General features: G+C 57.8%; 16 protein-coding genes. 10 read left to right on the top strand and 6 right to left on the bottom strand.

Going from position 1 to position 25,062, the window contains the following annotated elements; all coding sequences use genetic code 11:
• Positions 1–3: 3 nt before the first annotated feature.
• From pta to HFP54_RS20500, 5 genes are all read left to right on the top strand, one after another.
• Positions 4–2,151, top strand: a complete 2,148-nt coding sequence (gene pta / locus HFP54_RS20520; protein WP_168566596.1) for a phosphate acetyltransferase — start codon at positions 4–6, stop codon at positions 2,149–2,151.
• A complete protein-coding gene (locus HFP54_RS20515; RefSeq protein ID WP_168566595.1) occupies positions 2,148–3,287 on the top strand; it encodes an acetate/propionate family kinase in 1,140 nt (379 codons plus the stop codon). Before pta ends, HFP54_RS20515 begins: the two co-directional genes overlap by 4 nt.
• Positions 3,288–3,399: 112 nt before the next feature.
• The gene (locus HFP54_RS20510; protein WP_146416393.1) at positions 3,400–4,344 is read left to right on the top strand and encodes a DNA integrity scanning protein DisA nucleotide-binding domain protein; all 945 of its coding nucleotides are present in this window, start codon (positions 3,400–3,402) and stop codon (positions 4,342–4,344) included.
• A gap of 92 nt (positions 4,345–4,436) precedes the next feature.
• Entirely contained in the window at positions 4,437–4,994 is a 558-nt protein-coding gene (locus HFP54_RS20505) for a tetratricopeptide repeat protein (protein ID WP_145292515.1), read from the top strand.
• 246 nt (positions 4,995–5,240) lie between these two features.
• Positions 5,241–7,814: an ATP-dependent Clp protease ATP-binding subunit gene (locus tag HFP54_RS20500; RefSeq protein ID WP_146416392.1), complete on the top strand. Its 2,574-nt coding sequence runs from the start codon at positions 5,241–5,243 to the stop codon at positions 7,812–7,814.
• A 147-nt stretch (positions 7,815–7,961) separates the two neighbouring features.
• Here the strand turns inward: HFP54_RS20500 and HFP54_RS20495 are convergent, their stop codons facing one another.
• Positions 7,962–8,993, bottom strand: a complete 1,032-nt coding sequence (locus HFP54_RS20495) for a ThiF family adenylyltransferase (protein WP_235952109.1) — start codon at positions 8,991–8,993, stop codon at positions 7,962–7,964.
• Positions 8,994–9,080: 87 nt separating this feature from the next.
• On the opposite strand from HFP54_RS20495, the gene epmA reads away from it, so the two are divergent.
• Entirely contained in the window at positions 9,081–10,049 is a 969-nt protein-coding gene (gene epmA, locus HFP54_RS20490) for an EF-P lysine aminoacylase EpmA (protein ID WP_168566594.1), read from the top strand.
• Positions 10,050–10,171: 122 nt separating this feature from the next.
• Positions 10,172–10,648, top strand: coding sequence for a hemerythrin domain-containing protein (locus HFP54_RS20485; protein ID WP_146416390.1), 477 nt, complete (start codon positions 10,172–10,174; stop codon positions 10,646–10,648).
• A gap of 8 nt (positions 10,649–10,656) precedes the next feature.
• On the opposite strand, the gene HFP54_RS20480 is transcribed toward HFP54_RS20485, so the two are convergent.
• The 4 genes from HFP54_RS20480 to HFP54_RS20465 all read right to left on the bottom strand — a co-directional run bounded on the left by HFP54_RS20480 (position 10,657) and on the right by HFP54_RS20465 (position 18,912).
• Positions 10,657–13,368 carry an MMPL family transporter gene (locus HFP54_RS20480; RefSeq protein ID WP_168566593.1) on the bottom strand — a complete coding sequence of 904 codons (2,712 nt, stop codon included), beginning with the start codon at positions 13,366–13,368 and terminating at the stop codon, positions 10,657–10,659.
• A gap of 246 nt (positions 13,369–13,614) precedes the next feature.
• Positions 13,615–16,797, bottom strand: a complete 3,183-nt coding sequence (locus tag HFP54_RS20475; RefSeq protein ID WP_168566592.1) for a secretin N-terminal domain-containing protein — start codon at positions 16,795–16,797, stop codon at positions 13,615–13,617.
• A gap of 179 nt (positions 16,798–16,976) precedes the next feature.
• Complete coding sequence (locus tag HFP54_RS20470) at positions 16,977–18,038, bottom strand: cytochrome c family protein (RefSeq protein ID WP_146416388.1); 1,062 nt, start codon at positions 18,036–18,038, stop codon at positions 16,977–16,979.
• Between the two features lie 157 nt (positions 18,039–18,195).
• Positions 18,196–18,912, bottom strand: coding sequence for a lysophospholipid acyltransferase family protein (locus tag HFP54_RS20465; protein WP_146416387.1), 717 nt, complete (start codon positions 18,910–18,912; stop codon positions 18,196–18,198).
• A gap of 314 nt (positions 18,913–19,226) precedes the next feature.
• Here HFP54_RS20465 and HFP54_RS20460 point away from each other — a divergent pair, with 314 nt between their 5' ends.
• From HFP54_RS20460 to HFP54_RS20450, 3 genes are all read left to right on the top strand, one after another.
• On the top strand, positions 19,227–19,688 hold the full coding sequence (locus HFP54_RS20460) for a superoxide dismutase [Ni] (protein ID WP_146416386.1): 462 nt from the start codon (positions 19,227–19,229) through the stop codon (positions 19,686–19,688).
• A 170-nt stretch (positions 19,689–19,858) separates the two neighbouring features.
• A complete protein-coding gene (locus HFP54_RS20455) occupies positions 19,859–22,348 on the top strand; it encodes a PSD1 and planctomycete cytochrome C domain-containing protein (RefSeq protein ID WP_168566591.1) in 2,490 nt (829 codons plus the stop codon).
• Positions 22,349–22,360: 12 nt separating this feature from the next.
• Positions 22,361–23,845, top strand: a complete 1,485-nt coding sequence (locus tag HFP54_RS20450; RefSeq protein ID WP_168566590.1) for a DUF1501 domain-containing protein — start codon at positions 22,361–22,363, stop codon at positions 23,843–23,845.
• A gap of 102 nt (positions 23,846–23,947) precedes the next feature.
• Here the strand turns inward: HFP54_RS20450 and HFP54_RS20445 are convergent, their stop codons facing one another.
• Positions 23,948–24,835 (bottom strand): glycosyltransferase family 2 protein, encoded by an 888-nt coding sequence (locus HFP54_RS20445; protein WP_168566589.1) that lies wholly within the window; start codon positions 24,833–24,835, stop codon positions 23,948–23,950.
• Between the last annotated feature and the right edge of the window lie 227 nt (positions 24,836–25,062).

The following is a 25,062-nucleotide window of genomic DNA, read 5'->3' as shown; positions in this document are numbered from 1 at the left end:
CAGATGCCTAAAAGCTTGTATCTGGCGACCAATGCCAATGCGACCGGCAAACGCATGGTTGCTCTTGGCGTGATGGAACTGGCCATGCGACGCTTTGATCGCGTCGCTTTCTTTCGCCCGATCGTCCGCCATAGTGCTGAGGATGATCAAAGCATCCGATTGATGCGGGCGCGTTACCGCATGGAAACGACCCCGGCACAGATGGCCGGCGTGACACGTCGCGAAGCCCGCCAGATGTTGGCCGCGGATCAGTACGACGGACTGATTCAACGGATCCAAGCGGTGTTCAAAACGCTGGAGGAAAACGCCGACATCGTGGTCGTCGAAGGCACCAGTTTCCAAGGCTTGGTGCCGGAGATCGAGTTCGAGCTCAATGCCGACATCGCGATCAATTTGGGCTGTGCCCTGATGCCCGTCTATGCCGCGTCGCACGACACGGTGGAAGACTGCGTGCAATCGATCCGCATCGGCAACGACAGCTTGACCGACCACGGCGGGCAAATCGTCGCGACGGTGGTCAATCAGGTGACCGACAAGATGGACGTCGGGCTACGCCAAGCCTGTCACGATGCCGGCTTGGACGCGCAAGCACCGATGTATTTCTTGCCCGAGGTCGCGCTGCTGCGCCACCCCACGGTCCGAGAGATTCAAAAAGGGATCGACGCGACGTTGCTTTCCGGCGACGAAGTGACGTTGGATCGCGAGATCTCGCGTTTGAAAGTCGCGGCGATGCAGTTGCCCAGTTTTGCCGAGCGAATTTATCCGTCCAGTTTGGTGATCACCCCCGGCGACCGCAGCGACATCTTGGCCGGGTGTGCCCTGTCCTGTTTGCGGCCGGAAGGTCCGGCGCCGGCGGGGGTCGTTTTGACCGGCGGAATTCTGCCGCCCGATTCGATTCGTGACATGGTCCGTCACGCGTGCGGGTTGCCGATCCTGATGACGACCGACGACACGTTCACCGCGGCGAGAAAGGCATCCCAGGTGCGCGCCGAAATCGGTGAACACGCGCCAAGAAAGATTGAATCGGCCATCGGGCTGTTTGAACAGAACATCGACAACGATGACTTGGCCGCTCGATTGGAGGCACCGGTCGCCTTCAAGGTCACGCCGCTGTTGTTTGAATACTCGCTGATCCAGCGGGCCCGCGCCGCCGACACGCGAATCGTGTTGCCCGAAGGCACCGAACCTCGGATCTTGCAAGCCGTCGATGTGCTGCGACGCCGTAAAGTGGCCGACCTGATCCTGTTGGGCGATCCGGCGGAGATCCAAGCGGCGGCCGTGGCCGCCGGCGTGGCGTTGCCCGACGAAGGCGTGGAGATCATCAACCCGTTCGACAGCCCGCTGCACGAACAGTTTTCGCAGGATTACTTCCAAATGCGTCGCGACCGCGGGGTCACTTTGGACGTGGCCCGCGACCGGATGCACGAAGTCAGCTATTTCGGGACGATGTTGGTCCACCGCGGGTTGGCCGGTGGCATGGTCAGTGGTTCACGCCACACGACGGCCAACACGATTCGGCCCGCGTTCGAGTTTGTCAAAACGCGGCCCGGGGTTGGTGTGGTCAGCAGTGTCTTTTTGATGTGTCTGCGTCACAGCGTTTTGGTGTACGGCGATTGTGCGGTGATCCCCAATCCGTCGGCCGACGAACTGGTGGAAATCGCCAGCAGTAGTGCCGACACCGCGGCGCAGTTCGGGATCGAACCACGCGTGGCGATGCTGTCTTATTCCACCGGTGAAAGTGGGAAGGGCGCCGACGTCGATCGGGTCCGACAAGCCACCGAAATGCTACGCCGCCGACGTCCGGAATTGCCCGTCGAAGGTCCGCTGCAATACGACGCCGCGATCGACCCGCGTGTGGCTGCCCAAAAGATGCCCGACAGCCAAGTCGCCGGACGCGCAACGGTGTTCGTCTTTCCCGATTTGAATACCGGAAACAACACATACAAGGCCGTCCAGCGGTCGGCCGGCGCCGTCGCGATCGGTCCGGTCTTGCAAGGTTTGAACAAACCGGTGAATGATCTTTCGCGTGGTTGTACGGTCGCCGACATCGTCAACACGGTGGCCATCACGGCGGTTCAAGCGCAAAGCGTATCGGTTCCTGAAAACGCCACGAGTTCAACAACAACGATTCCAACGGGCACGTCCCCATGAACGTTTTGGTCGTCAACGTGGGCAGCACCACGTTGAAATATGCCTGCATTGACACACAGCGACGAGAACGACTGACCGAAGGATTGATCGATCGAATCGGACAAGACGGTGGCGATGCACCCGATCACATGACCGCCGTTCAAGACGCGTTGCAAAAACATGCGGACATCGAATTTGCGGCGATCGGACATCGGGTGGTTCAAGGTGGTGATCGCTTTACCGAACCCACACGTGTGACCGATCAAGTCCGATCAGACATGGTCGAATTGGATCCGCTGGCGCCGCTGCACAATCCGCCGGCTCGACGGGTGATCGACCACATCGCCACGACATCGGCGTCGATTCCCCAGGTGTTGGTCTTCGACACCGCGTATTTTTCCACCCTGCCACCGGTCGCCTATCGCTATGCGGTTCCCGATTCGGTGTATGTCGATCACGGAGTGCGAAAGTATGGAATGCACGGCACGTCGCATCAGTACGTCACCGGATTGGCGTTGGACCATCTGGCCGCCCAAGGCATCGACCGGGCGTCGGCCAAGGTGATCACGCTGCATTTGGGCGGTGGTGCCAGCGCGACCGCGTCGAAGGGCGGGCGTGCGATCGACACGTCGATGGGGCTGACACCGCTGGAAGGTTTGGTGATGGCCACGCGTTGCGGCGACATTGACCCCAGCGTGCCGATCTATCTGATGCGAACGGCCGGCTGGACCGTCGACCAAGTCGAACGGGTTCTGATCAAGGAAAGCGGGTTGCTGGGGCTGTGCGGCCAAGCCGACATGCGTCGTGCGTTGGAAGCGGCGACCGATGATGACGAGTCCGCGAAACTGGCGATCGACATCTATGTTCGGCGATTGCATAAATATGTCGGTTCGTATTTTGCGGTTCTGGGCGGATTGGACGCGTTGGTATTTACAGCGGGCATCGGTGAAAACAGTGCGGAAATCCGGCGATGCGTGGTCGAACCTTTGCACCATTTGGGGCTGCGAATGGATCTACCCGTCAACGCCTGGGCCAAACCCGATGTCCAGCCGATCGACCTGTCCGGCGACGATGCCACGGTGCGGACGTTGGTGGTACCGACCGACGAAGAATGGGCCATCGCCCGCCAGACGGCCGACGTGATCGACGGCCGATGACGCGAATCCTGGCCGATGTCCGTTCTATGATCGTGGGGGATCACCTACACTGGCATGTACGCCGTGATTCGCTGCGCCGATACATCCACCGGATCGTTTTTACCGACCTGATATGCCGACCCAACGATTGACCAAACAAACAGCGGCCATGATCGCGGTCGGCGTTGAACTGTTGAACAAACGCGATGGTGACGCGTTACTGTTGCTGTTGGACGGTTCGACCGACTGGATTCGTATCGCCGGGTTAGTGGCCGATATCGAAAAGCCGGTGATCGTTGCCGTCGACGATCCGGCCGATTTGGAGGGTGCCGCCGAAGCCGGGCTGGTGCCTCTGGCGTTGAACAAAGAAAAGGCGCCGGTGTTGGAACGTTTGCAGGAAGCCCTGCTGGAAGCCGCCGCCGACGAAGTGATCCGGCCCAACGGCGACGTCGTCGCGGTGTACAGCGGATTTCAGCAAGGCCGTCTGGATTCGATCAGCTATCTGCAGCTGGACGAACGCATGCGTCGGTTCACCAGCCGCGATCTGCAGCAGATCGAAAGCAGCGTGCCCTTAAAAACGATCAAAGCGGTGGTCGATCTGGCTGTCGACATCGGCCGTGAAGGTCGCGAGGGCAAAGCCGTGGGGACTTTGTTCGTCGTCGGCGACACCCGCAAAGTCATCGAACATGCCAGCGACAGCGGCGTCGACCCGTATCGCGGTTACAACAAGTCGTTCCGTTACCTGTTGGATCCCAAGGTCCAGGAAGACGCCAAAGAAATCGCCCAGTTGGATGGTGCGTTCATCGTTTCGGCTGACGGCTACATCGAACGCAGTCGTCAAATGCTGGAAGTTTCCCATGACGACCTGAAGATGACCAAAGGTTTGGGGTCGCGTCACTGGGCCGCCGCGGCGATCACCCTGAAAACCAAAGCCGTGTCGGTGGTCGTCAGCCAAAGCACCGGCACCGTCCGGCTGTACCAAAACGGCTTTCTGATCCTGCAGATCGTGCCGACCAACAAGGCGATCAAGTGGCAGGAATTCTCGTTCGAACCGCCCCAAGCCGGCGGGGACGACTGAAACGTCTGGCCCCCGCTGGGCAAACCCAGGCACGGGCCGCGTTTCACAACAAATCTTGCCACCGTGACGACGGAAACGCTACTGTCGTCGTCATGAAACGGACCTCGCTACGCTGGACGCACTACGCCACCTGCCTTTGGCCGGGGATGGCGGATTTGTGGTGGCGGGGTCACTTGTCGGGGCTGCCCGTGGCGATCGTGTTCGCGATCGCGCTGAACTGGTTTCTGGTGGCCAAGTTCTTGTACCCCGGATGGTTGTCCGGCGGCCTGATCCACGTCGGTTTTTGGGTCGCCATCATCGTCTGGGGCTTTTGGGTCCAACGCAGCCTGCGGGAACTGCCCGAGCGATTGGTGCCCCGCGAAGTCACCGAGAAACCGGACCGATTCGGCGAAGCCCACGCGGCCTATCTGGCGGGCGACTGGGAGCGTGCCGAAGCCTTGTTGACACAAACGCTAGCAATTGAACCGAGGGATCCGCCGGCGCTTTTGATGCTGTGCGGCGTGTATCGTCACACCGGACGTGTCGAGTCGGCGGAGATTTTGTTGGAAGAAATGCGTCGGATCGAAGTGGCCGACAATTGGCGGTTGGAATTGGCAGCCGAAGCCCGTCGGTTGGCTCGTTCTGCCGAAGAACCTATCCCAGCGGTTTAGCATAACCGGTAAAATCGTTATCGTTGCCATGGCCGGGGGGCTCTAACAGCGTTCGCATGACCAGTCGCTAAAACCGTTGAAAAAATCGAACGGAGTACGGTTTTTGGCTGGGTTTCGACGCCGCGAACCCGAATCGTGGCGGATTCACGGCGTGGTGTGGCCTACGGTTTGCTTCACACAACAATTCCTTGACGAACGATTCGCCAGATTGACAGCCATTCGATCAACCTGGATCACGAGAAAAACATGTACGAACGATTTACGGATCGAGCCCGAAAGGTCATGCAACTGGCCAATCAAGAGGCTCAGCGATTCAACCACGAATACATCGGGACCGAGCACATCCTGCTGGGCTTGGTGAAAGAAGGCAGCGGGGTCGCCGCCAACGTCCTGAAGAATTTGGAAGTTGACCTGCGAAAGATCCGTCTGGAAGTGGAAAAACTGGTCCAAAGCGGGCCGGAAATGGTCACCGTCGGCAAATTGCCGCAGACGCCCCGGGCCAAGAAGGTCATCGAGTACTCCATGGAAGAGGCTCGGAACCTGAATCACAGCTACGTGGGTACCGAGCACATTCTGCTGGGTCTGCTCCGCGAACAAGAAGGCGTCGCCGCCCAAGTGCTGATGAACTTGGGTCTGAAGCTGGAAGACGTCCGCGAAGAAGTCTTGAACTTGCTGGGCCATGGCCTGGACAGTGCCGAAGTCGGCGAACGTGGCGGCCGCGGTGGTGAAGGCGAAAGCAGCGGCGGCAGCAGCAGCAGCAAAAGTGGCAAAAGCAAGACGCCTGCTTTGGACAGCTTCGGCCGTGACCTGACCGAACTGGCCAAGAAAAGCGAATTGGATCCGGTCATCGGTCGCGAACGCGAAATCGAACGCGCCATCCAAATTCTGTGCCGACGGACCAAGAACAACCCGGTTCTGCTAGGCGAAGCCGGTGTGGGTAAAACCGCGATCGTCGAAGGTTTTGCGCAACGTGTCATCAGCGGCGAAGTGCCCGAGATCTTGGCCGACAAACGGATCGTCGTCTTGGACTTGGCGATGATGGTCGCAGGGACCAAGTATCGCGGTCAGTTCGAGGAACGGATCAAGGCCGTGATGACCGAAGTCCGTCGCGTGAAGAACACCATCTTGTTCATCGACGAATTGCACACCCTGGTCGGCGCCGGTGGTGCCGAAGGGGCAATCGATGCCGCCAACGTTCTGAAGCCGGCTTTGGCTCGAGGCGAAATTCAGTGCATCGGTGCGACGACGCTGGATGAGTATCGAAAGTACATCGAAAAGGACAACGCGCTGGCGCGACGTTTCCAAGAAATCATGGTCGAACCGACCGGCAAGGCGGAAACGATCGAGATCATCAAGGGACTTCGCGAACGGTACGAAGAACACCACCGCGTCCAGTTCACTGATGACGCCGTCGTCGCCGCGGTCGAAATGTCCGAACGCTACATCACCGCCCGTTGCCTGCCCGACAAAGCGATCGACGTGATCGACGAAGCCGGGGCGCGGGTGCGGTTGCGAACGATGACCCGTCCGCCAGACTTGAAGGAGATCGACGAGGAAGTCGAAAAGCTGAACAAGGAAAAGGAAGACGCGGTCGCCAATCAAGACTTTGAAAAAGCCGCCAATCTGCGGGATCAAGCAGAGAAACTTCGCAAGAAGAAAGATCAGATCACGCAAGAGTGGCGCGAGAAGTCACAACAGACCGATGGCGTCGTCGACGAAGAAGTCATTGCGGAAGTCGTCAGCAAGATGACCGGTATTCCGTTGACGCGATTGTCGACCGAGGACAGCCTGCGTTTGTTGCGGATGGAAGACGAACTGCACAAACGTGTGGTCAGCCAAGACGCTGCGGTTTCGGCCATCGCCAAAGCCGTCCGTCGCAGCCGCAGTGGATTGAAAGATCCGAAACGGCCCACCGGTTCGTTCATCTTCGCCGGTCCCACCGGTGTCGGTAAAACGTTGCTGGCCAAGGCGCTCGCCGAATACATGTTCGGTGACTCCGAGGCGCTGATCCATATCGACATGTCCGAATACATGGAAAAGCACAACGTCAGCCGATTGATCGGGGCGCCTCCCGGATTCGTGGGATACGAAGAAGGCGGCCAGCTGACAGAAAAGATCCGTCGTCGTCCCTACGCGGTCGTGTTGTTCGATGAAATCGAAAAAGCACACCCGGACGTCTTCAACATGTTGTTGCAAGTGATGGAAGAAGGCCGGCTGACCGATTCGTTCGGTCGCAACGTCGATTTCCGCAACACCATTTTGATCATGACGACCAACGCCGGTGCCGAAGCGATCAAGAACGAACAGTCGCTGGGATTCCAACGTCCCGACGGCGATGCGAACTTCGAATCAATGAAGTCACGCGTGATGGACAAGATCGAACGCGTCTTCCGACCGGAATTCCTAAACCGGTTGGACGATACGATCATCTTCCGTCACTTGGAGAAGAAGGACCTGAAGCTGGTCATCGATTACGAACTGGCCAAGGTACGCGAACGATTGCTCGAACGCGGCTTGGCGTTGGAATTGACCGACGATGCCAAGGAATTCTTGATCAAGAAGGGCAGCAACCTGGATTACGGTGCCCGTCCGCTGCGTCGTGCAATCGAACAACGTATCGAAGATCCGTTGGGCGAAGAATTGCTGCGTGGAACCTTCGAAGGCAAAGACACCATCATTGTCGATGCGTTCCGCAACGACGACGGCAAGGTCACACGGCTGGACTTCAAGGGTGAGACACGCGGAACCACCGAAGAACCTGTTGCCGCGGGCGTCAGCGACGGAAACGACGACGATAAGTCCCAGGACGACGAAAGCTGATGTTCGGCTGCCAGTCGACGGCAAGACTTGCCTAACAATCGCGAGCGAGGTCACTCACAGTGGCCTCGCTTTTTTTTGGTGTGATCTTTATCGATCCGCCGGCGTTGGTTTCCCGTGGACTTGCCAGGGTTTCGCAAAGCGTCCGGATCAGCCCACGTAGCGATCGTACAGCGATCGTGCAATCGTGATGTCGCGGGTCCCGCTGATCACGGCCCGGCCGTCTCGAAACAGTGTCAAACTTTGGGATTCGTCCAGATGAAGGCGAACAAAAAAGGGCGTGCACTGAACCCTGCCCAAGTTTTGCCATCGCGATTCAAATGATGAAAGATCCAATCGCGTTCCCTGACGCGCCGGAACTTGCACGCTTTTGCGCCCACACAGTGCAGCGGCCGGCGGCCTGGCGTCGGCATTCAAGAAATCGCGTCGTTTTCCGAAACACGCCGGACACTGCGGATCAACAATCTCCGATGTATCGACCTGTCGAATTTTGTTTTGCCACAAATCAATCGACAACACGGACGTGCGGATGGATGATCGACTTCCGACCAGCCACTTGATCGCTTCGGCGGCCTGCAGGCTGGCAATCAGATGCGTTGCCGCACCCAAGACACCGGCCGTGTCGCAGGTCTGAACCGAACCGGGCGGCGGAAGATCGCGAACAAGGCAGCGAAAGCACGGCCGTCCGGTTCCATCGAATAGACGCACCTGACCGCCGGATCCAACGCATCCACCGTGAACGAACGGGATTTCATTTTCCAGTGACCAATCATTGATCAGCAAACGTAGTTCGAAGTTGTCACAGGCATCGATGACCAAATCAACGCCGTCGAGTACGCCGGTGATGTTGCCCGACAAAACATCGACAACTTGGGGTTCGATTTGGATTTCCGAATTGATCCGTTGCAATCGGTCGGCTGCGGCCGCCGCTTTGGGCGATCCCGATCGGGCATCGTTTTCGTCAAACAGGGACTGTCGTTGCAGGTTGCTCCATTCCACAATATCGCGATCGACCAGACGCAATCGGCCGACACCCGCACGCGCCAGCAATTCGGCTGCGACCGTGCCCAAGGCACCGCAGCCCACAACCGCTACCGTCGAATCGTCGATGCGACGTTGTCCCTGATCGCCAATCGGGGCGAACTGGATTTGTCGGGCGTATCGGTCTCGGGGGCTATTCAACAGTCTTACACGCGGCGGGGATATCGGGAATTCGATTGCGGCCGGCTCCGCGGATCGTTCAACCGGTACCCAACAATGTGCACGCCAATGGAAAATTCGTCCATGCACCCGATGGTGGTTCAGCGGGCCGACCTGCTTCGACAGGTTCGACGTTTCTTCGACGATCGTGACTATTTCGAAGTCCAACCGCCTTGTCTGGGACGCGACTGCGTCGTCGACGTCTACTTGGATCCGATTCGTGTTCAGACGTCCGAGTTGGGATTAGCGACCGATGATGTGCCCCGCCACTACTTTCTGCAGACATCTCCGGAATCGGCGATGAAACGAATGTTGGCCGGCGGTGCCCCATCTATCTACAGTATCGGACCGGTATTCCGCAGCGGCGAAATCGGCCGGCACCACAACGTCGAATTCACGATGTTGGAATGGTATCAACGCGACGGGAATGCGGAGTCCCAGATCGGCCTGTTGAAGGATTTAGCAAAGGTGATCCTGCGACGGACCGCCACTTCGGTGATCAGCTATCGCGAAGCCTTTCGGCAATCTCTGGGCGTAGACCCGATCGACGGTGAACTGCAACGTCTGCGTTCCCTTGTACAGCAAAGGGAGCCCGACTTGGCCCAGGATCTGGGGGACGACCGTGACGGGTTGCTGGATGTTTTGTTTTCCGAACGTGTTATTCCGAAATTGACCAAAAGGTCATCCTGGATCGTACGAGACTATCCGTTGACGCAGGCGGCACTGGCCCGTCGATCGGCCCGCGATCCGGACTGTGCCGAGCGTTTTGAGTGGTTCGTCGACGGCATCGAACTGGCCAACGGTTATGACGAATTGTTGGACGCAAACGAATTGTTGCATCGGTACGAATCGAATAACCGAAAGCGTGAGGCTGTCGGTCGGTCAACGCTAGAAACCGACACCACGCTACTGGCCGCGATGCGGTCGGGGTTGCCCCAGTGTGCGGGAGTCGCGCTTGGTTTCGATCGGCTTTTGATGCTTCATATGGGCGTCGAACAAATCGGTGACGTCATCCCGTTACCGATTGACCGAGCATGATTGTCGCAAACCGGTCGGATTGTGCCCGACGCGTGAAGGATTGATTAAAATGATGGTCGACAAACGTGGCTGTTCAAGCTGTTTCGCGACGACAATGGATTCACCGTGCCGGAGAAAGATTCATGAACACATCCGATACCGCACGTCGCTTGGGCGTCAACGCTGCGTTTTTGAAAGACATCAAAGACGACAACCAGCATTTGAAGCAGTTGCTTGACCGGATCGACCCGTTGATCAAGCACCCGACCGTCGCCTGCAATCACTGGTCAGAAATCATCGCATTGTTGGATGAATTGCGGGACCAGTTGGCTTTCCATTTCTCACTGGAAGAAGCCTACGGGTACTTCGATTCCGCTTTGGATACCGACCCGCTTCGCAGTGCCGAAGCGGAACAATTGCGGGCGGCTCATCCGAAACTATTTGCCCGCATCCGCGACTTGGCTGATCGTGCAGGCGAAACCGCACCTGATGCCGAGACGAAAGTTGCGGCCGTGGTGTCCGATTACAAGATCTTTTTCCGCAGTTTCGCGGATCATGAAGAAGCAGAACTTCGATTGATCTTATCCACGTTGGATGATGACATCGGTGTGGGTGATTGATGCACGATTCAGGCCGCGCGACCCAGCATCGCAAAGAAGCTGGGGACAAGAATGGTGCGAACGTAGAACGTGTCGATCAAAACACCCAGACCTAATGCGAACCCAAGCTGGATAATGCCCTGCAGTGTCGTCGGCTGCTCAACGGCGACCCCCATCCACTGGATCAGCGACGGAAACCATGCCGACGCGGTCATGCTAAAGAAAGTCGCCGCCATCACCAATCCGCATGCCGAAATGATGCCGCCGGTTCGCGCGACCGATCGGCGGACGGCCATCAACCATCCGCCTTTGCGCTGTTCTTCCAAAATGCGTGTGACCAAGTAAACGTTGTAGTCCTGGCCAACCGCCACCAGGATCACGAACAAGAACAGCGGCAATTTCCAATCCAAGCCGAGAAAGCTGTCGCCGTAAAGCGACGAAAAAAAGATGACGGTTAATCCCAGGGTTGCGTAATAGCTAAGCAATACTGTCAGGATCAAATACAAGCTGACACCGATGCGGCGGATCACCAAAATCAAAACGCACAGCACTGCCAGGATCACCGCAATCTTGATCGTTCGATTGTCGCGAATGGTCACCTGGCGAAGGTCGACAATCGACGGTGTGGTCCCGGTCAAGTAAAGGTCATAGTCCGTCCAGATCCCCGATGATTCTTTCGTCATCGAGCTCAGCCGATCGGTTAGATTCTCCAACAGCTGTGCGGTCTGTTGATCAAACGGATTTCCTTCCAAGACGACGTCCATGCGAATCAGACGTCCGGCGTAATCTGGAACGTCGGAAAAGAAATGGCGCTGAGCGATTCGGTGGTTCCTCAACGCGCGGCGGAACAATGCGTCGCGGCTGAATAATCCTCGCTTGCGTTCGCCCAATGGATCATCCGCCGTGCGGACGGCGATCACACCGTCGATCCCATACAGCGTCTCGGCCAGCGATTTGACTTGCTGTTGCAGGTCGTCGGAAGGCAGTGATTTCGGCGCTACCATCATCAGTGTGACGGGGTTGATTTCACCGATGCTGAAATGATTTCGCAGCGCCGCCATGCCCCGCGTCGTGACACTTTTGGCGCCCAATTGGCCGCTCAAGTCATACGTCACGTCGCTTTCGTGGACGTATCCGTATCCGGCAGGGATCACCAGCAACACCATGCCGATTCCCAGAGTCATCGCGGGTGCCCGGGTCAGCATCAACGCGATTTGGCTCCAGGTTCGCGATTTGACGCCACCAGATTCTTTCCAGCTTCCCGACAGCGTCAGCGTGGGCATTCGATTCTCGGTGATCTTCATCGGCCAGAACGCAATCGGGCCGATCCAATACAAAATGGCGGGCGTCAGTGATAGACAGACCAACAAAGCAATGAACAGACAGACGGCGATCACCGGGCCGGTCGACTGGAACTTGCCGAAATCTGCAAACGCCAATGTTCCCAGGCCAACAATGGTTGTTAACGCGCTACCAAGAAGTGCACCGGAGACATTGCTCAGTGCGCTGGCACAGGCTTTGGGCCAAGATCGGATCGTGGATTCTTCACGCAGACGAGCAATCAAGAACAGACAATAGTCCGTTCCGGCACCAAACAGAATGACGACGATGAAAATTCGACTGGTGGTGAAGATGCGCAAATCCAAAAGCGGCAATGCTCCCGCGGCCGACCAGGACGCAAGATGTGTCATCGTCCCGCTGGCCACCACCAAAGCAACGCCGATCGAAACGATTGGAATCATGACCAGCAGCGGCGATCGATACACCAGCGTTAACAACACCAGGATCATTCCCACGGTGAACCATTCGGTATAGCGAATGGCATCCCGCGACGCGGACAGCGTTTCGCCACCGATGGCGGCGGAACCGGTCAAATGCAACCGCACGCCGGGTTCGACGAAGCGACCACTGTAGGCAACGGTGTTCCGAATCAGATCACCGGCCGCTTCAAAGGTTGCGATATTCGATGTGCTGGCCAATTCGGTTGACAAGCGACCGACCACCAATCGGGCCTGGTCGGTCCGCAGCTTGCCGCCGACCAAGGAATCATTCCACGACCAGATATCGATCAGATGATCCCAGCCGTCAATGTCACGCTCGGCGATCGGACGCGTTTCGGTGGCGATCGTGGGACAGAAGACCACCGCGGCTTCGACATCACGGGCGATCGCGTCATCCGGTTCGTGCAGCGATCGCAGCAGGTTGCCGCGATCCCAGTAGGCGATCGCCATGCGTGGTTCGGTCGGCGTGGGCGACGTGTCGGGAACCGATTCACTGATCGCGTCATAGAAGGCTTCGTCGGTACGAATGGCTTCATCCAGTGCCGCACGTGTCAGCGCGATCCAGGACGCATAGGGCTGGTCGGGGTCCGTCGGCCCGGATTCATACCCATAGCGGATGGCCCGCTGCCAACTGGCTTCGGCCAACCGATGATAAAGCCGCCGCAACAAATCCAGACCCAAGATCTCGTCTTGCTTGGTCAGTTCACCATCGTCACGACACAGCAGAAAAACCAACTGGCTGCGACTACGTTCCCCCGGGAACGCCTGATTCAACAAGCGACCACCGGCCACGCTGGTCAGATCAGCCGGCAGATAATCGAAATCGCCGTCCAGCGCGACCTGGTCCCAAGTCGGAGCCGTCGATCGGACCGCAACCGCCAAAGCGATCCAAAATAGGACAATCCACTTGTGGTATCGCACCACCCAAGTGGTCCATCGACGCGGTGTGGCGGTCGGCATTGGGTCGGCAGAGGTTTCGAGAACAGCGGCCCCATGGAACAACGCGTTTTGACCAGAGATTCGTTCAAGGCATACGCGTCGAAGAAAAGGCCCGTCAAAACGCCACGATACGGGCAAGTATGTCGCGCGGGAGCCCGAAACGCGAGAGCAGGATCGGATTGGCCGTGAACCCTCGGGTCACCACCATCTGACTTGACCGGCGACGACGAATCTGACTTTCGCAACGTGTCGCTGTCGACATACGGATCAATTCCGCAGATAGCCCTGTGCCGCGGCCGGATTGAACGGACGACCACTGCCGCCCCGTCGGGGGCCACGTTCGACGTTGCCATTCGCCGGGCGGTTGTCGTCGTCATTCCCTTCACGATCGGAACCGTCCAATCCAAACGCCTCGAGCGCTTGTTGCAGTGACTGTCCGCTTAGGTTGCCGCCGATCCGTAAGACTTCCACATCCCCGCCGGGGCGAGCCGCTTCGTCCAGTTGCCGGACCATTTCTTCCATCAGCTCCAACAGTGACTTTCCTTCGGCACTGATCAACAACGTGTTGCCGATTTCGTCGATGCCGAACGACAGCTTGCCTTTGAAACTGTACCCACCGCCACCGCTATCTTGACCGCTTTGCGAATCCGTCAGACCTCCGCCGCCACCGTTTTCGTTGCGTTCCTGGTTTTCGCCCTGGCGTCCGTTTTTGGCGTTGTTCTTATTGCTAAACGCCTTGTCGTTTCCGCTCAGCAGGTCCCGATAGGCGTCCTTCAAAGTCTGGGCGATCGTTTCGGCACGACCGTATTGAATTTTTACCAGCTTGGTAAAGCGGGCACGCGAATCATCGACCGGTTCGGGAACATCCCACAGTTCGACAAGTTCGCGGATCGTTCGCAGTTGACTGGGTGTTGCACCGGAGACGACCAGAGTATTGGTTTCGATGTTGTAGACAAATTTCAAGCGGCTGCCGGCCGCCAATCCGGACGGCTTGTCGCTTGATGAACTGCTGTCATCGTAGAACCAATATCGATAGAAACGATCCGCGTCGGATTCCTCTTCCTCTTCGGTGGCAAAGTAATCTTCCAGGTCGATCGTGATCATGCTGGCGCGGGCATGCTTCAGGTGAAAGACAACATATTCACGCTGGGGCGGGCGAATCTTCAGCATCAATTCTTCCAGCGAATCCAATGCATCGGTGTCATTGCTTCGAAGCACCAAGTTTCCGTCGTCATCGACGATGATGTCGATCGGTGTTTCGTCGGCCTCCGCATCTTTGGCGGCTTGTGCCTCCACGCTGCGACGGATTCGATCACGAAACTGGCGATCAAAGTCTTCCATCGATTCGATCGTGTCGGTCAATGGCGGTTCGGTGGTTCCGTCGTCGTTGGTGGCGATTTCATTTTCGGTGACCAATAGCTGTCCCCGGACCGTTGAAACGCCGGTTGTCAGGTTGGATGCGGCGGGCTGTGCCAGCGGTTCGACGGGCTGGCCTTCGCTTGGATCGGGCGAATCGTCTTCACTGTTCTTTGACTTCGATTCATCGTCCGCGGATTCGCCGGACGTTTCGTCGTTTTCGTCCTGGTCTTTGCCGTCCGGATTTTCATCGTCGGTGCCGTCATCGGTATCGGATGTTTCGTCGGGATCGGAGATCGGGCTGGCAAAATTTTCTTCATCCGGCAGTCGGATTTCTTTGCCCGTCATCTGCTCGAATTGCGACTTCAGACGCTGAAGGTATTCATAGGTTTCTGGGGTAGACGCCGCTTCGACGACGCGGAACGTTTCGCGATTACCACCGGGCGGCGGTAGTTCACCCAGCTTGACCAACAGCGAACGGACTTCATTCATTTCATTTTCGTTGGCCCACAACAAGACTTGGTTGTATCGGGCGTTGGGGGCGACGCGGAATTGATCCGCTTCTTTTTTGTCGTCACCGCCACCGCCGCCATAACCGTAGTAGTAATAGCGGCGCGATTGGTTGTCGTCGTCGTCTTCCTCTTCCTGTCCCATCAGAAAGGCGATGCTTTCGGCGACCTCTTCGGCAGCCAGACGACGTAACTGCAACACCTCAAAGCGTCGACCACTGCCGTCCAATTGGTCGATCAGCTCTTTCACGATGAAACGATCGACCGCGGCACCGGAAACAATGACGGCCGAGTTGTCGGTGTCCACCCGGATGTGAGTCTTGGGTTGCAGGACGTTCATCTCCGTGACGATATCGATCAGCTTTTCGGCATCCAACGATTTCAAGCGAAAGGCTTGCACACGCGATTTGATGTCGTCCAGCGTTTGAAATGAATCGCTGGGAACATCAATACGGCGGACAAATTCAGCGGCGGTTGCGATCTTGTCGCGAGGTCCACGAATCAGCACGCTGTTCTGACGGGTGTTGGCAACGATACTGATCTCCGTTTCCTTCTTTGCCGTTGGCGCTTTGTTGGCGTTTTGTTGCTGCATCCGCTGCATCATCTGCATTTGCTGGGGAGTCATCGGAGCGGACGATTTCTTTTCGACGCCCAAAAATTCTTCCAGCATTTGTTTGGCTTCTTCGGCCGGGATATGCACCAAACGGAACTCGGGTGCCAATGCGTCACGGCTGGCCACGTCGCGTTCCTGTTGCAACAGTTCGGCGATCTGACGCAGATTGATCGCCGCGTCCATGGCTTCGATCCGATTGGTTGTGGTCAACGCGGTCAGGCGGCCGTTGCTGCTGATCATCGGCTTCAGTTCTTCGGCCAACTTTTCAGACGACAGCCAACCAACATCCATCAACGTCCGGACAAATGTGTGTGGCTGAAGCGAATCCAAGTCCGATTCTTCCACGCGCCGCACCATGCCGGGATTGATGTTTTCGGTTTTGACAACCGTGATTCCGCCGTCCAATTCCAACAGCGTGTAACCGCGTGCCAACAAGTGACGATTGAACAGGTCACGTGTTTGGTCGACGGTGTATCGTCCGGGCGAAGCCAAATTGACTCGATCCGCCGGCAACTCTTGCCAATCCAATGGTTGTTCCGAGATCTCCGCAAGCCACTGAATCAAGTCGACCCACGGTTGGTTGCGAAACGCGAAGGCGACCTTGCCGTCGGTGCCCACCCCGACCTTCAACTCTTCCGGGTCGGCTTCTTTGCCATCCAAGGTTTCGCGACGGATGACTTTGGGGTCTTCGGGTTTTTCTGCAGATGCATCGCCCCCTTTTTCATCCGCATTCTTGGCGTCTTTGCCTGGTGGACCGGGTTGTGGACGCCCCGGCGGTCCGTTGGGTGCGCCTTTGGGAGCCCCCGGCCCAGCGGTGGCGACGGCAACGGGGCCTGACGGAGTTTGAACGATTGCCTGGGGCTGGGCCCAAGCCGAGCCGGCGACGAGCCAAAGGAAACCGACACCCAACGAAAGTTGCCATCGCTGGGAAGTTCGCCATCGATGCAAATTCAGACGCCGCGCGTCCGTCAACTGTCGGGTCTGTGTTCGGCATCGCGCGCATGTTCGGCAAACGCCGAAAGTCATTGGTTCGAACACGATAGCGCTCGCTGAGACGACGGGTGGGATAAGCAGAGGAGTCACTCGGGGGACTCTCAGTATGCCCTCCAGCACCAGCCGGTTCAAACAAATGACGCAAACGTCAGTGGAACCTACTTCCAGGTTTCGGGTGGTGGAATGAAGGGGTCCAACGGCGAAAGCGAGGATCCATCGTTCTTTGCCGCGAACAAATATCCAAGCTTTGCAATGGTTTGCGCCGCATTGTTCAGAGATTCACGGTTGTTCAGTTTCAATTGAACGCCATCGAAGACTTTCAGGCTGGCAGCGACATACGGGTCGTCGATTTTTTCGCTGACACTGCGAAGACGTTTGGCCGCACGGGCCGTTCGACCGGCCGCGGTGATTCCGTATTTGGCTTTCTGGGTCGCCTGGGCCGTCGCCGTCAAACTGGCTTCCAGATCGGCCAATATGCCCGCGACGAACATGACTCGCAATCGTTTCACGTCGCTCGTTTGGTTATGTGCACCGTCGGATCGAACAAAGTTGTGACGGATGCTTCCCTGGCTCCATGCAACAAATTCAAAGTCATCGCTGCCGGCGGAATGGCCGCCGACGTTGACCAGTTCTTCGTCGGCAGTGGTATGACAGCGGTAACAACTTTGGGCGACCAAATAGACGTTGTCCGGATTCCGCATTCCTGCGGCGATGCTGCGGCGCAGTCGCTCGGCGCGATGAGCGGGTGATTCGCTTTGCCGCGTCGTTTCGGGGCTGCCGTAATCGTGATGGATTTCCAGCCATTGTTTCGCAGCCGCGTGGCAGGATTCACAGGACACCCCGGCAATGGCCGCCAAAGACCCTTGGTCGGTTTGTTGTTGGGTGTAGTGACAGGCGACGCAACGTCCATCGTGTTTGATGCTGCGCAGTTTCAAGTTGCGGGCGATCTGACGTGCCTCGGGACGGCGGTGCAGTTCGTCAAAGGTCGTCGCGTGGGGTGTTTTCTTCCAGACGCTGATTTCGTTCGCATGGCATTTCACACAGGCATCGTTGCCCAACACGTGGGCCGGATCGGCGGGACGCGCGTGCAGCAGCAAATCAAAATCACCCCGAGATGATCCGCCCGACGATGCATCGGATGTTCGGGCGGCGGGGCCGGCAGCGTCGGCAACGGCCAGACTGGAGACCCAGATCAATAACACAAGGATGACGCGCAACATGAGATGTGGAGGGTAAAACCGGACGGACGAATCTGAGCAATCGTTGCAAACGGAACCCTCCGCAAGCATGCGGCGTTCGCGACGCAACTCCTTGCAACCCTAGGTCACCCTGGGCCGTCACGACGAGAATTTCCCTTGTGCGTCGACCGATCGGCGTTCAGGCGGCGACGGCTTTCGCGGTGGTGTCGGTATCGACCGCGACGGACGAACCCGAATCCGTTTCGCTCAGTACGGCGTGATGAAACCGTGCTTCTTTGGGATCGAAACGCTGTTCCAGATCCAGCAGTTGTGCTTCGACCTGTTGAATGATTTCGCGTGCCGATAGACCGTCGGACGGATCGATCGGTTCGCCGGCGTAGATGTCGATCGTGCAAAACGGCATGGGGATCTGGATACGATCCCACGAATCCTTGAACACCCAACGGCGGCTGGGCACGGCGCACACGGGGATGATGACCGCCTTGGCCTTGCGAGCCAGCAGGGCGATTCCCGGCTGGGCCTTTCCACGCGGACCCTGGGGACCATCGATCGTGATCGCAGCGGGGCCGTGGTTACGGACGTGCCGAATGGCTTGCTGCAATGCGGCCGCGCCGCCCTTGTTGCCCTGGCCGCTGCTGCCCCGAATGGGCGTCACACCACACCGGCGTAGGGCGGGGACGACCAAATCGCCGTCCGATGATCGCGATGCCATGGCCGCGACGCCTGGTTCGACCGAACAGATGCAAGCCATTTGATGGCAATGCAAAAGGGCATAAGTCAGGGGAATGCCCCGTCGTCGCAACATGTGCCGCGGATCGTTGTGATATCGCCGTCGGCACGTTTGGCGCACCGTCAACATCGCAATACCGAACAGCCAAGCGACCAGACGTTTCATTGGGACGAATTCAAAACCGGACCGACCAGAACACTGTCAATCGCGGGCCTGGACCGAAATCGGACGCCCGCACTGGACCGGGAATACCAGGATCTTTCATGAGGGTAAACGTCGATTTTCCGGTCGGCGGCGGGTGTGGACTTGATCGCCAAAAATTCCCCGTCGCGAACGCGCCGAACCGAACTGGTAACAACACTTAACATTCGCCTGAAAACCCGTCATTTGCGTGATTCAGCCGGAAAAGACGCCTATACTGCGATGGTCCTGCGACATTCTTTACCTCTCCGACCACCCAGCTACGGGAAGAACACACCATGATCCGAACTATCGCCGCTTCGTTGACGCTATTCGTGTTTGCCTCGATCGCATCGGCCCATTGCCAAGTGCCGTGTGGAATTTATGGCGACCAGATGCGGTTCGAGCAAATGTTGGAAGACGAGCACACCATCAGCAAAGCTCAGTTGCAATTGAACGAGCTAAGCTCGGGAGACATCAACGCCCAGGCAATCAATCAGATGGGTCGTTGGACGCTGACCAAGGAACAGCATGCCACACGGATTCAGGAAACCATCGCCGCCTATTTCATGGCCCAGCGGATCAAGCCCGACGGCGACGGCTATGGGAAAAAGCTGATGGCCGCCCACGCGGTGATGATCGCCGCGATGAAGGCGAAACAGTCCGCCGACCCCGCCACGGCGAAAGCCTTGGAAAAGTCGATCTTCGACTTCTATCGTGCATACGAAGGCAAAGAACCCGATTTCGAGCACACTCACTGATCCCGCCGTCGAATCACGGTTGATTTCCCGCCGACCGTTCAGGGATTCGTCCAGCGTGCACGCGAACGGCTTGTCCCGTCCGCCCTACCCCGCCCTGTTTCATCCGGCCCATCGGGTCGACGTTGGACGCCCTGATCTGGTCACCCCGATCCTACCGAACTTACCAACGCATGTTTTCAGTTGTTTTTCGCCCGGTTGTCCGCTGCGCTGTTGGCCAAGCGATTCGCCTTTACTGCGGGATTGGCTTGTTCCTGATCGCGTCAACGGTCGTGGCCGAATCGGCCAACGACAAGCGGACGACGGACGACACCGCGTTGGACTTTGCCCGCGAAGTCCAGCCGATCTTGGCCAAGCATTGCTATGCCTGCCACGGACCGGACGAAGCGGAGGGTGGTCTGCGTTTGACCGACCGCGACGGCGCTTTGGCCGAAACCGACAGCGGCGAGATCGCAATCGTTCCGGGTGATGCGGATGCCAGCCATCTAATCGAACGCATCACCGCAGATGAAGAATCGTGGGTCGACCCGATGCCGCCCGAGGGCGATCGTGTTTCTGCCGCCGACATCGAAATCTTGCGGCGTTGGATTGACCAAGGTGCCCCTTGGAAAAATCACTGGGCATTCGAACCAATCAGTGCACCGGAGATTCCTGCCGTTCCTGGGCACCCGGAGATAAGTCATCCGATCGACGCGTTTGTGATGCAAAGGTTGCAACAGCGTGGATTGACCCCCAACGGCCCTGCGGATCGGCCGACGTTGATTCGGCGATTGTATTACGACTTGATCGGAATCCCGCCCACCGCACGCCAGATCAAGCGTTTCGTCGATGATCCAGATCCACGGGCGTACGAACAGTTGGTCGATCGACTTTTGCGATCGCCTCACTACGGCGAACGTTGGGGCCGGCACTGGTTAGATCTGGTTCGCTACGCGGAAACGAACTCATTTGAACGAGACAATCCGAAACCCAACGCGTGGAAGTACCGCGACTATGTCATTCGGTCGTTCAACCAGGACAAGCCTTACGACCAGTTTGTCATTGAACAATTGGCCGGCGATGAATTGTCCGATGTGACCACTGAAACGCTAACCGCGACTGGTTTTTATCGACTGGGGATTTGGGACGACGAACCGGCCGATCCCGAGCAGGCGTTTTACGATGAAATGGATGACTTGGTCACCACGGTTGGCCAAGCCTTTCTGGGGCTGACGATCAATTGTGCCCGATGCCACGATCACAAAATCGATCCGATTCCGCAGTCAGATTATTACAGCTTTCTGGCGTTTTTCGGCGACGTGACGACTTATGGAGTGCGTCGCGACCAGACGGGAAACAACCAAATCGATGTGTCCAACGAAAGTTTGCAACAACAGTATGCCGACCTGGATCGTCAGACGACGGATTTGGAAAAACAATTGACCGAGATCGAACAACGCGGAATTGCGTCGATGTCGGCTGAAAATCAACGAGCGACGGAGGGTCGCAAAGCGGACCGCGAAGCGGTGTTGGAAAAGCATTTGCGTGGCCATCTGTCTGATGATGACTGGCGGCGGTACGAATCCCTGCGGGCTGAACTGCGCGACGTGCGAAAACGTCGGCGGGATCTGCCCGCACGCCAAAGCGTTTTGGGCTTGGCCCGTTTGGCCGATCCGCCTCGGGAAACGTTCGTGCTGTTTCGCGGAAGTCCTCATTCACCGACGGACGAAGTCGACATCGCCTTTCCCGAGCTATTCGATTCCAACGTCACCGCGATGCCGGCATCGACCAGTCGATCGGATTCGTCGGGGCGTCGATTGGCACTGGCAAATTGGATCGTTGACCCAGAAAACCGCTTAGCATCGCGGGTGATCGCCAACCGAATCTGGCAGCATCATTTTGGTCGAGGCATTGTCCGTAGCACGAACAACTTTGGCCAATTGGGAACGCCGCCGACGCATCCGGCACTGTTGGATTGGTTGGCCAATCGATTCGTCGATGGCGGCTGGCGTTTCAAGTCGATGCATCGGCTGATCGTCACCAGTGACGCCTATCGCCGGTCATCCGATTCGCGTCCTGATTCCATGCAAGTTGATCCTGCCAACGATTTGTTTTGGCGATTCGATCGACGTCGGTTAAGCGCCGAAGAGATTCGTGACAGCATGTTGAAAGTCAACGGATCGTTGAATGATCAGGTCTATGGGCCCAGCATGTACCCCACCCTGAGCCAGGAAGTCATGCAGGGCCAATCGCGACCGGGCGAAGGTTGGGGTGATTCTGATACGGTCGACCAGAATCGACGCAGCATCTACATCCACGTCAAACGATCCTTATTGACACCGATGATGACGGTGTTCGATTTCCCCGATCCGGATCGCAGTTGCGAAGCTCGATTCATGACGTTGCAGCCCGGACAGGCCCTCGCATTGTTGAATGGTGATTTCGCCCACCAACAGGCCGCTCGCTTGGCAAAGCGGATTGATGCCAACCACATTGACGATTCCCAGTTGGTGAATCGCTGTGTCCGCCGGGTTTTGGGGCGCGATCCATCGCAAGAAGAAATTGCCGCCGGGCGACACCTGATGCAACGGCTTGTCAACGAATTTGAAGTCCCGCGAGAACGAGCCGTCGAACTTTATTGTTTGTCCGTGATGAACTGGAACGAATTCCTGTTTGTCGATTAAAGGAATCACGTTGTGACCAGCCAAGAATCATTCCATAACAAATCACGACGAGCCGCTTTTTGCCGCCGGACGCGACGTGAATTCGTGTGGCAATCGGGCGCCGGTTTCGGTGCCACAGCCTTGTCAGCCATGCTGGGACGGGACGGCTTTTTCGGCCAATCGGCACAGGCCGCGGAAACCAACTACCAAAACCCGTTGGCACCCAAACCGCCGGCGTTCGCGCCGAAAGCCAAGTCGGTCATTTTTCTGTTCATGTACGGCGGGCCCAGCCATATCGACACGTTCGACTACAAACCGGACATGGTCGGGATGGATGGCAAAACCGTGGAGGTGAAAACTTTTGGCCGCGGTGGGCACAAGTCCGGTGGCCGGATCGTCGAACCACGCTGGAAGTTTCAGCAACACGGCCAGTGTGGCAAATGGGTCAGTTCGCTGTTTCCCAATGTCGCCAAACACGTCGACGACATTGCGTTCTTGCATTCGATGACGGCCGATTCTCCGATTCACGGATCGGCCATGTTGATGATGAACAGTGGACGGATCCTTTCGGGCAGCCCCGCACTGGGTTCGTGGCTGACCTATGGATTGGGCAGCGAGAATGAGAATTTGCCCGGCTTTGTCGTAATGTTGGACCCGACCGGTGGACCGATCAGCGGTGCGAAGAACTGGTCCAGCGGGTTCATGCCGGCGACGTATCAGGGGACGGTTTTCCGTAGCGAAGGGGCGCCCATTTTGAACCTGGCACCCCCGGCGGATCTGCCCAGTGGTGTCCAACGTGAATTGATCGATTCGATCCAGCAAGCCAATCGTCGTCACCAATTGCAACGACCGGACGACCATGCGCTGGCATCGCGAATCGCCAGCTATGAATTGGCCTATCACATGCAAACGAGTGCACCGGAGTCGGTGGATTTGTCGAACGAGTCGAAACAGACGTTGGCGATGTACGGGGTGGACCGTCCCCAGACGGCGGATTTCGGACGCCGGTGTTTGCTGGCGCGTCGATTGGTCCAGCGTGGCGTACGGTTCGTGCAGCTTTACAGCGGTGGGTCACACAACGACGACAACTGGGACGCGCACGGTGATTTGGAAAAGAACCACAACTACCACGCCGGTCGAACCGACCAGCCCATCGCCGCGCTGTTGGCGGATTTGAAACGCACCGGGCTATTGGATGAGACGTTGGTCGTTTGGGGTGGTGAATTCGGTCGTCAGCCGACGGCGGAATACGCCAAGGGCAGCGGCCGCGATCACAACAGTTACGGCTTTACCATGTGGATGGCCGGCGGTGGTATTCGCGGTGGTGTCAGTTTTGGGACGACCGATGAACTGGGAAGCCGGGCGGTTGAAAACACGTTGCATGTCAAAAACCTGCACGCGACCATCTTGCATCTGATGGGGCTGGATCCGAATCACCTGGCGTATTTCTACGGCGGGTTGGACCAGAAACTGGTTGGCGTCGAACCGGTCGAACCGATCCATCAGATCATCGCCTGACCGCCTCGACATACTCGCCAAGATGGACGCTGACCCCTCCCCGACCGGGACGTGTCCGGCGGCGGATCCAACAAGACCAATCTGACCAAAACCGCCAGACAGCTAGGCCGCTTTGCGTGCGGCGATTCGCTCAGGCAGACGGATGGTGGTGTCATAATCGTCCGGCGAAATCACTTCACCGGTGAACACCATCAGTTCGATATCCGCATCGGCCAGCGGCGCGGTGGCTTGGCCGATCGCTTCGCCCAAACCGACCGAACCGGTCAACACGCCCGCGGCGCTCCGCAGTCCGGCGGTGATGGCGGTCGCCCAACCGCCGCCGCGCAAGTGATGGCGGATTGACCGCAAGCGTTGGCCCCGATCCAGCGTGGATCGATCCCAAGGCAGACGGTCGTCGTCGGACAGCACAACGCTGTCGACCGCCACGGCCGATCGCCAACCGGTTCGACGGGCCAGCAAGCCATAGGCATAGGTGGCTTCGGCGGATCGTGTTCCGACAAATCCCCGGCCCAAGCTGGCCAACAGGTCGCGTCGCCAGAAACCGGCTTGAAGGTAACAGCCGATCGAACGCACCATGTCGCCTTGGCGTGGCGAATCTTGGCCCGCGCAAACGGCGGTGCACAAGCGATGCGGTGTGTCGGTCCATCCGCATGCCAGAACGTCGCCGTCGCGATGGCGGATCGTCGGCGAAACGAAACCGACGTCATCGTCTTCGAATCGTTCGACCGCGGCGGACGCCCAACCGGCGGTCGCGCACATGCCGTCGGCAATCACGTGGACCAAGTGCCCGCGAGCATGTTTCACGCCCTCCTGGACCAGTTCGACGGTGCTAGCACCGCCCGCTTGAACAAAGCGAACCTCATCACCCAAATCAAAGGGGTCATCGTAGCCCCCGTCGTGTGCGACAATGACCTCGCACGATTCGGGTTGATTTTCCAACACGCTGACCAAGCTGGATTCAAACGTGTTGACCTGTTGGTTAACAGGCACGATGACAGACAGTTGTGGAATCGACGGAAAGCGTGGCACCGATTTCACCCGTGCGGCAAGAATGACCGAAGTCCAGCGAATCGGCAAAGCGTTTCGAACCGCCTTATTGTTCCGATCGCTCCTTTTTTCATCATCGGACGGATCAGACAATCAGGTTGAGACGTTCGGCGATGAACCGTTCGAATCCTTGGCGTCGCGGCAAAGCAGGCTTGATTCTGTGCACTAAT

Origin of the sequence: Crateriforma spongiae (genome assembly GCF_012290005.1) — a bacterium.
Taxonomy (GTDB): Bacteria; Planctomycetota; Planctomycetia; order Pirellulales; family Pirellulaceae; genus Crateriforma; species Crateriforma spongiae.
The sequence above is the reverse complement of the archived record's forward strand: the minus strand, read 5'-3'. Positions and strand labels throughout refer to the sequence as shown.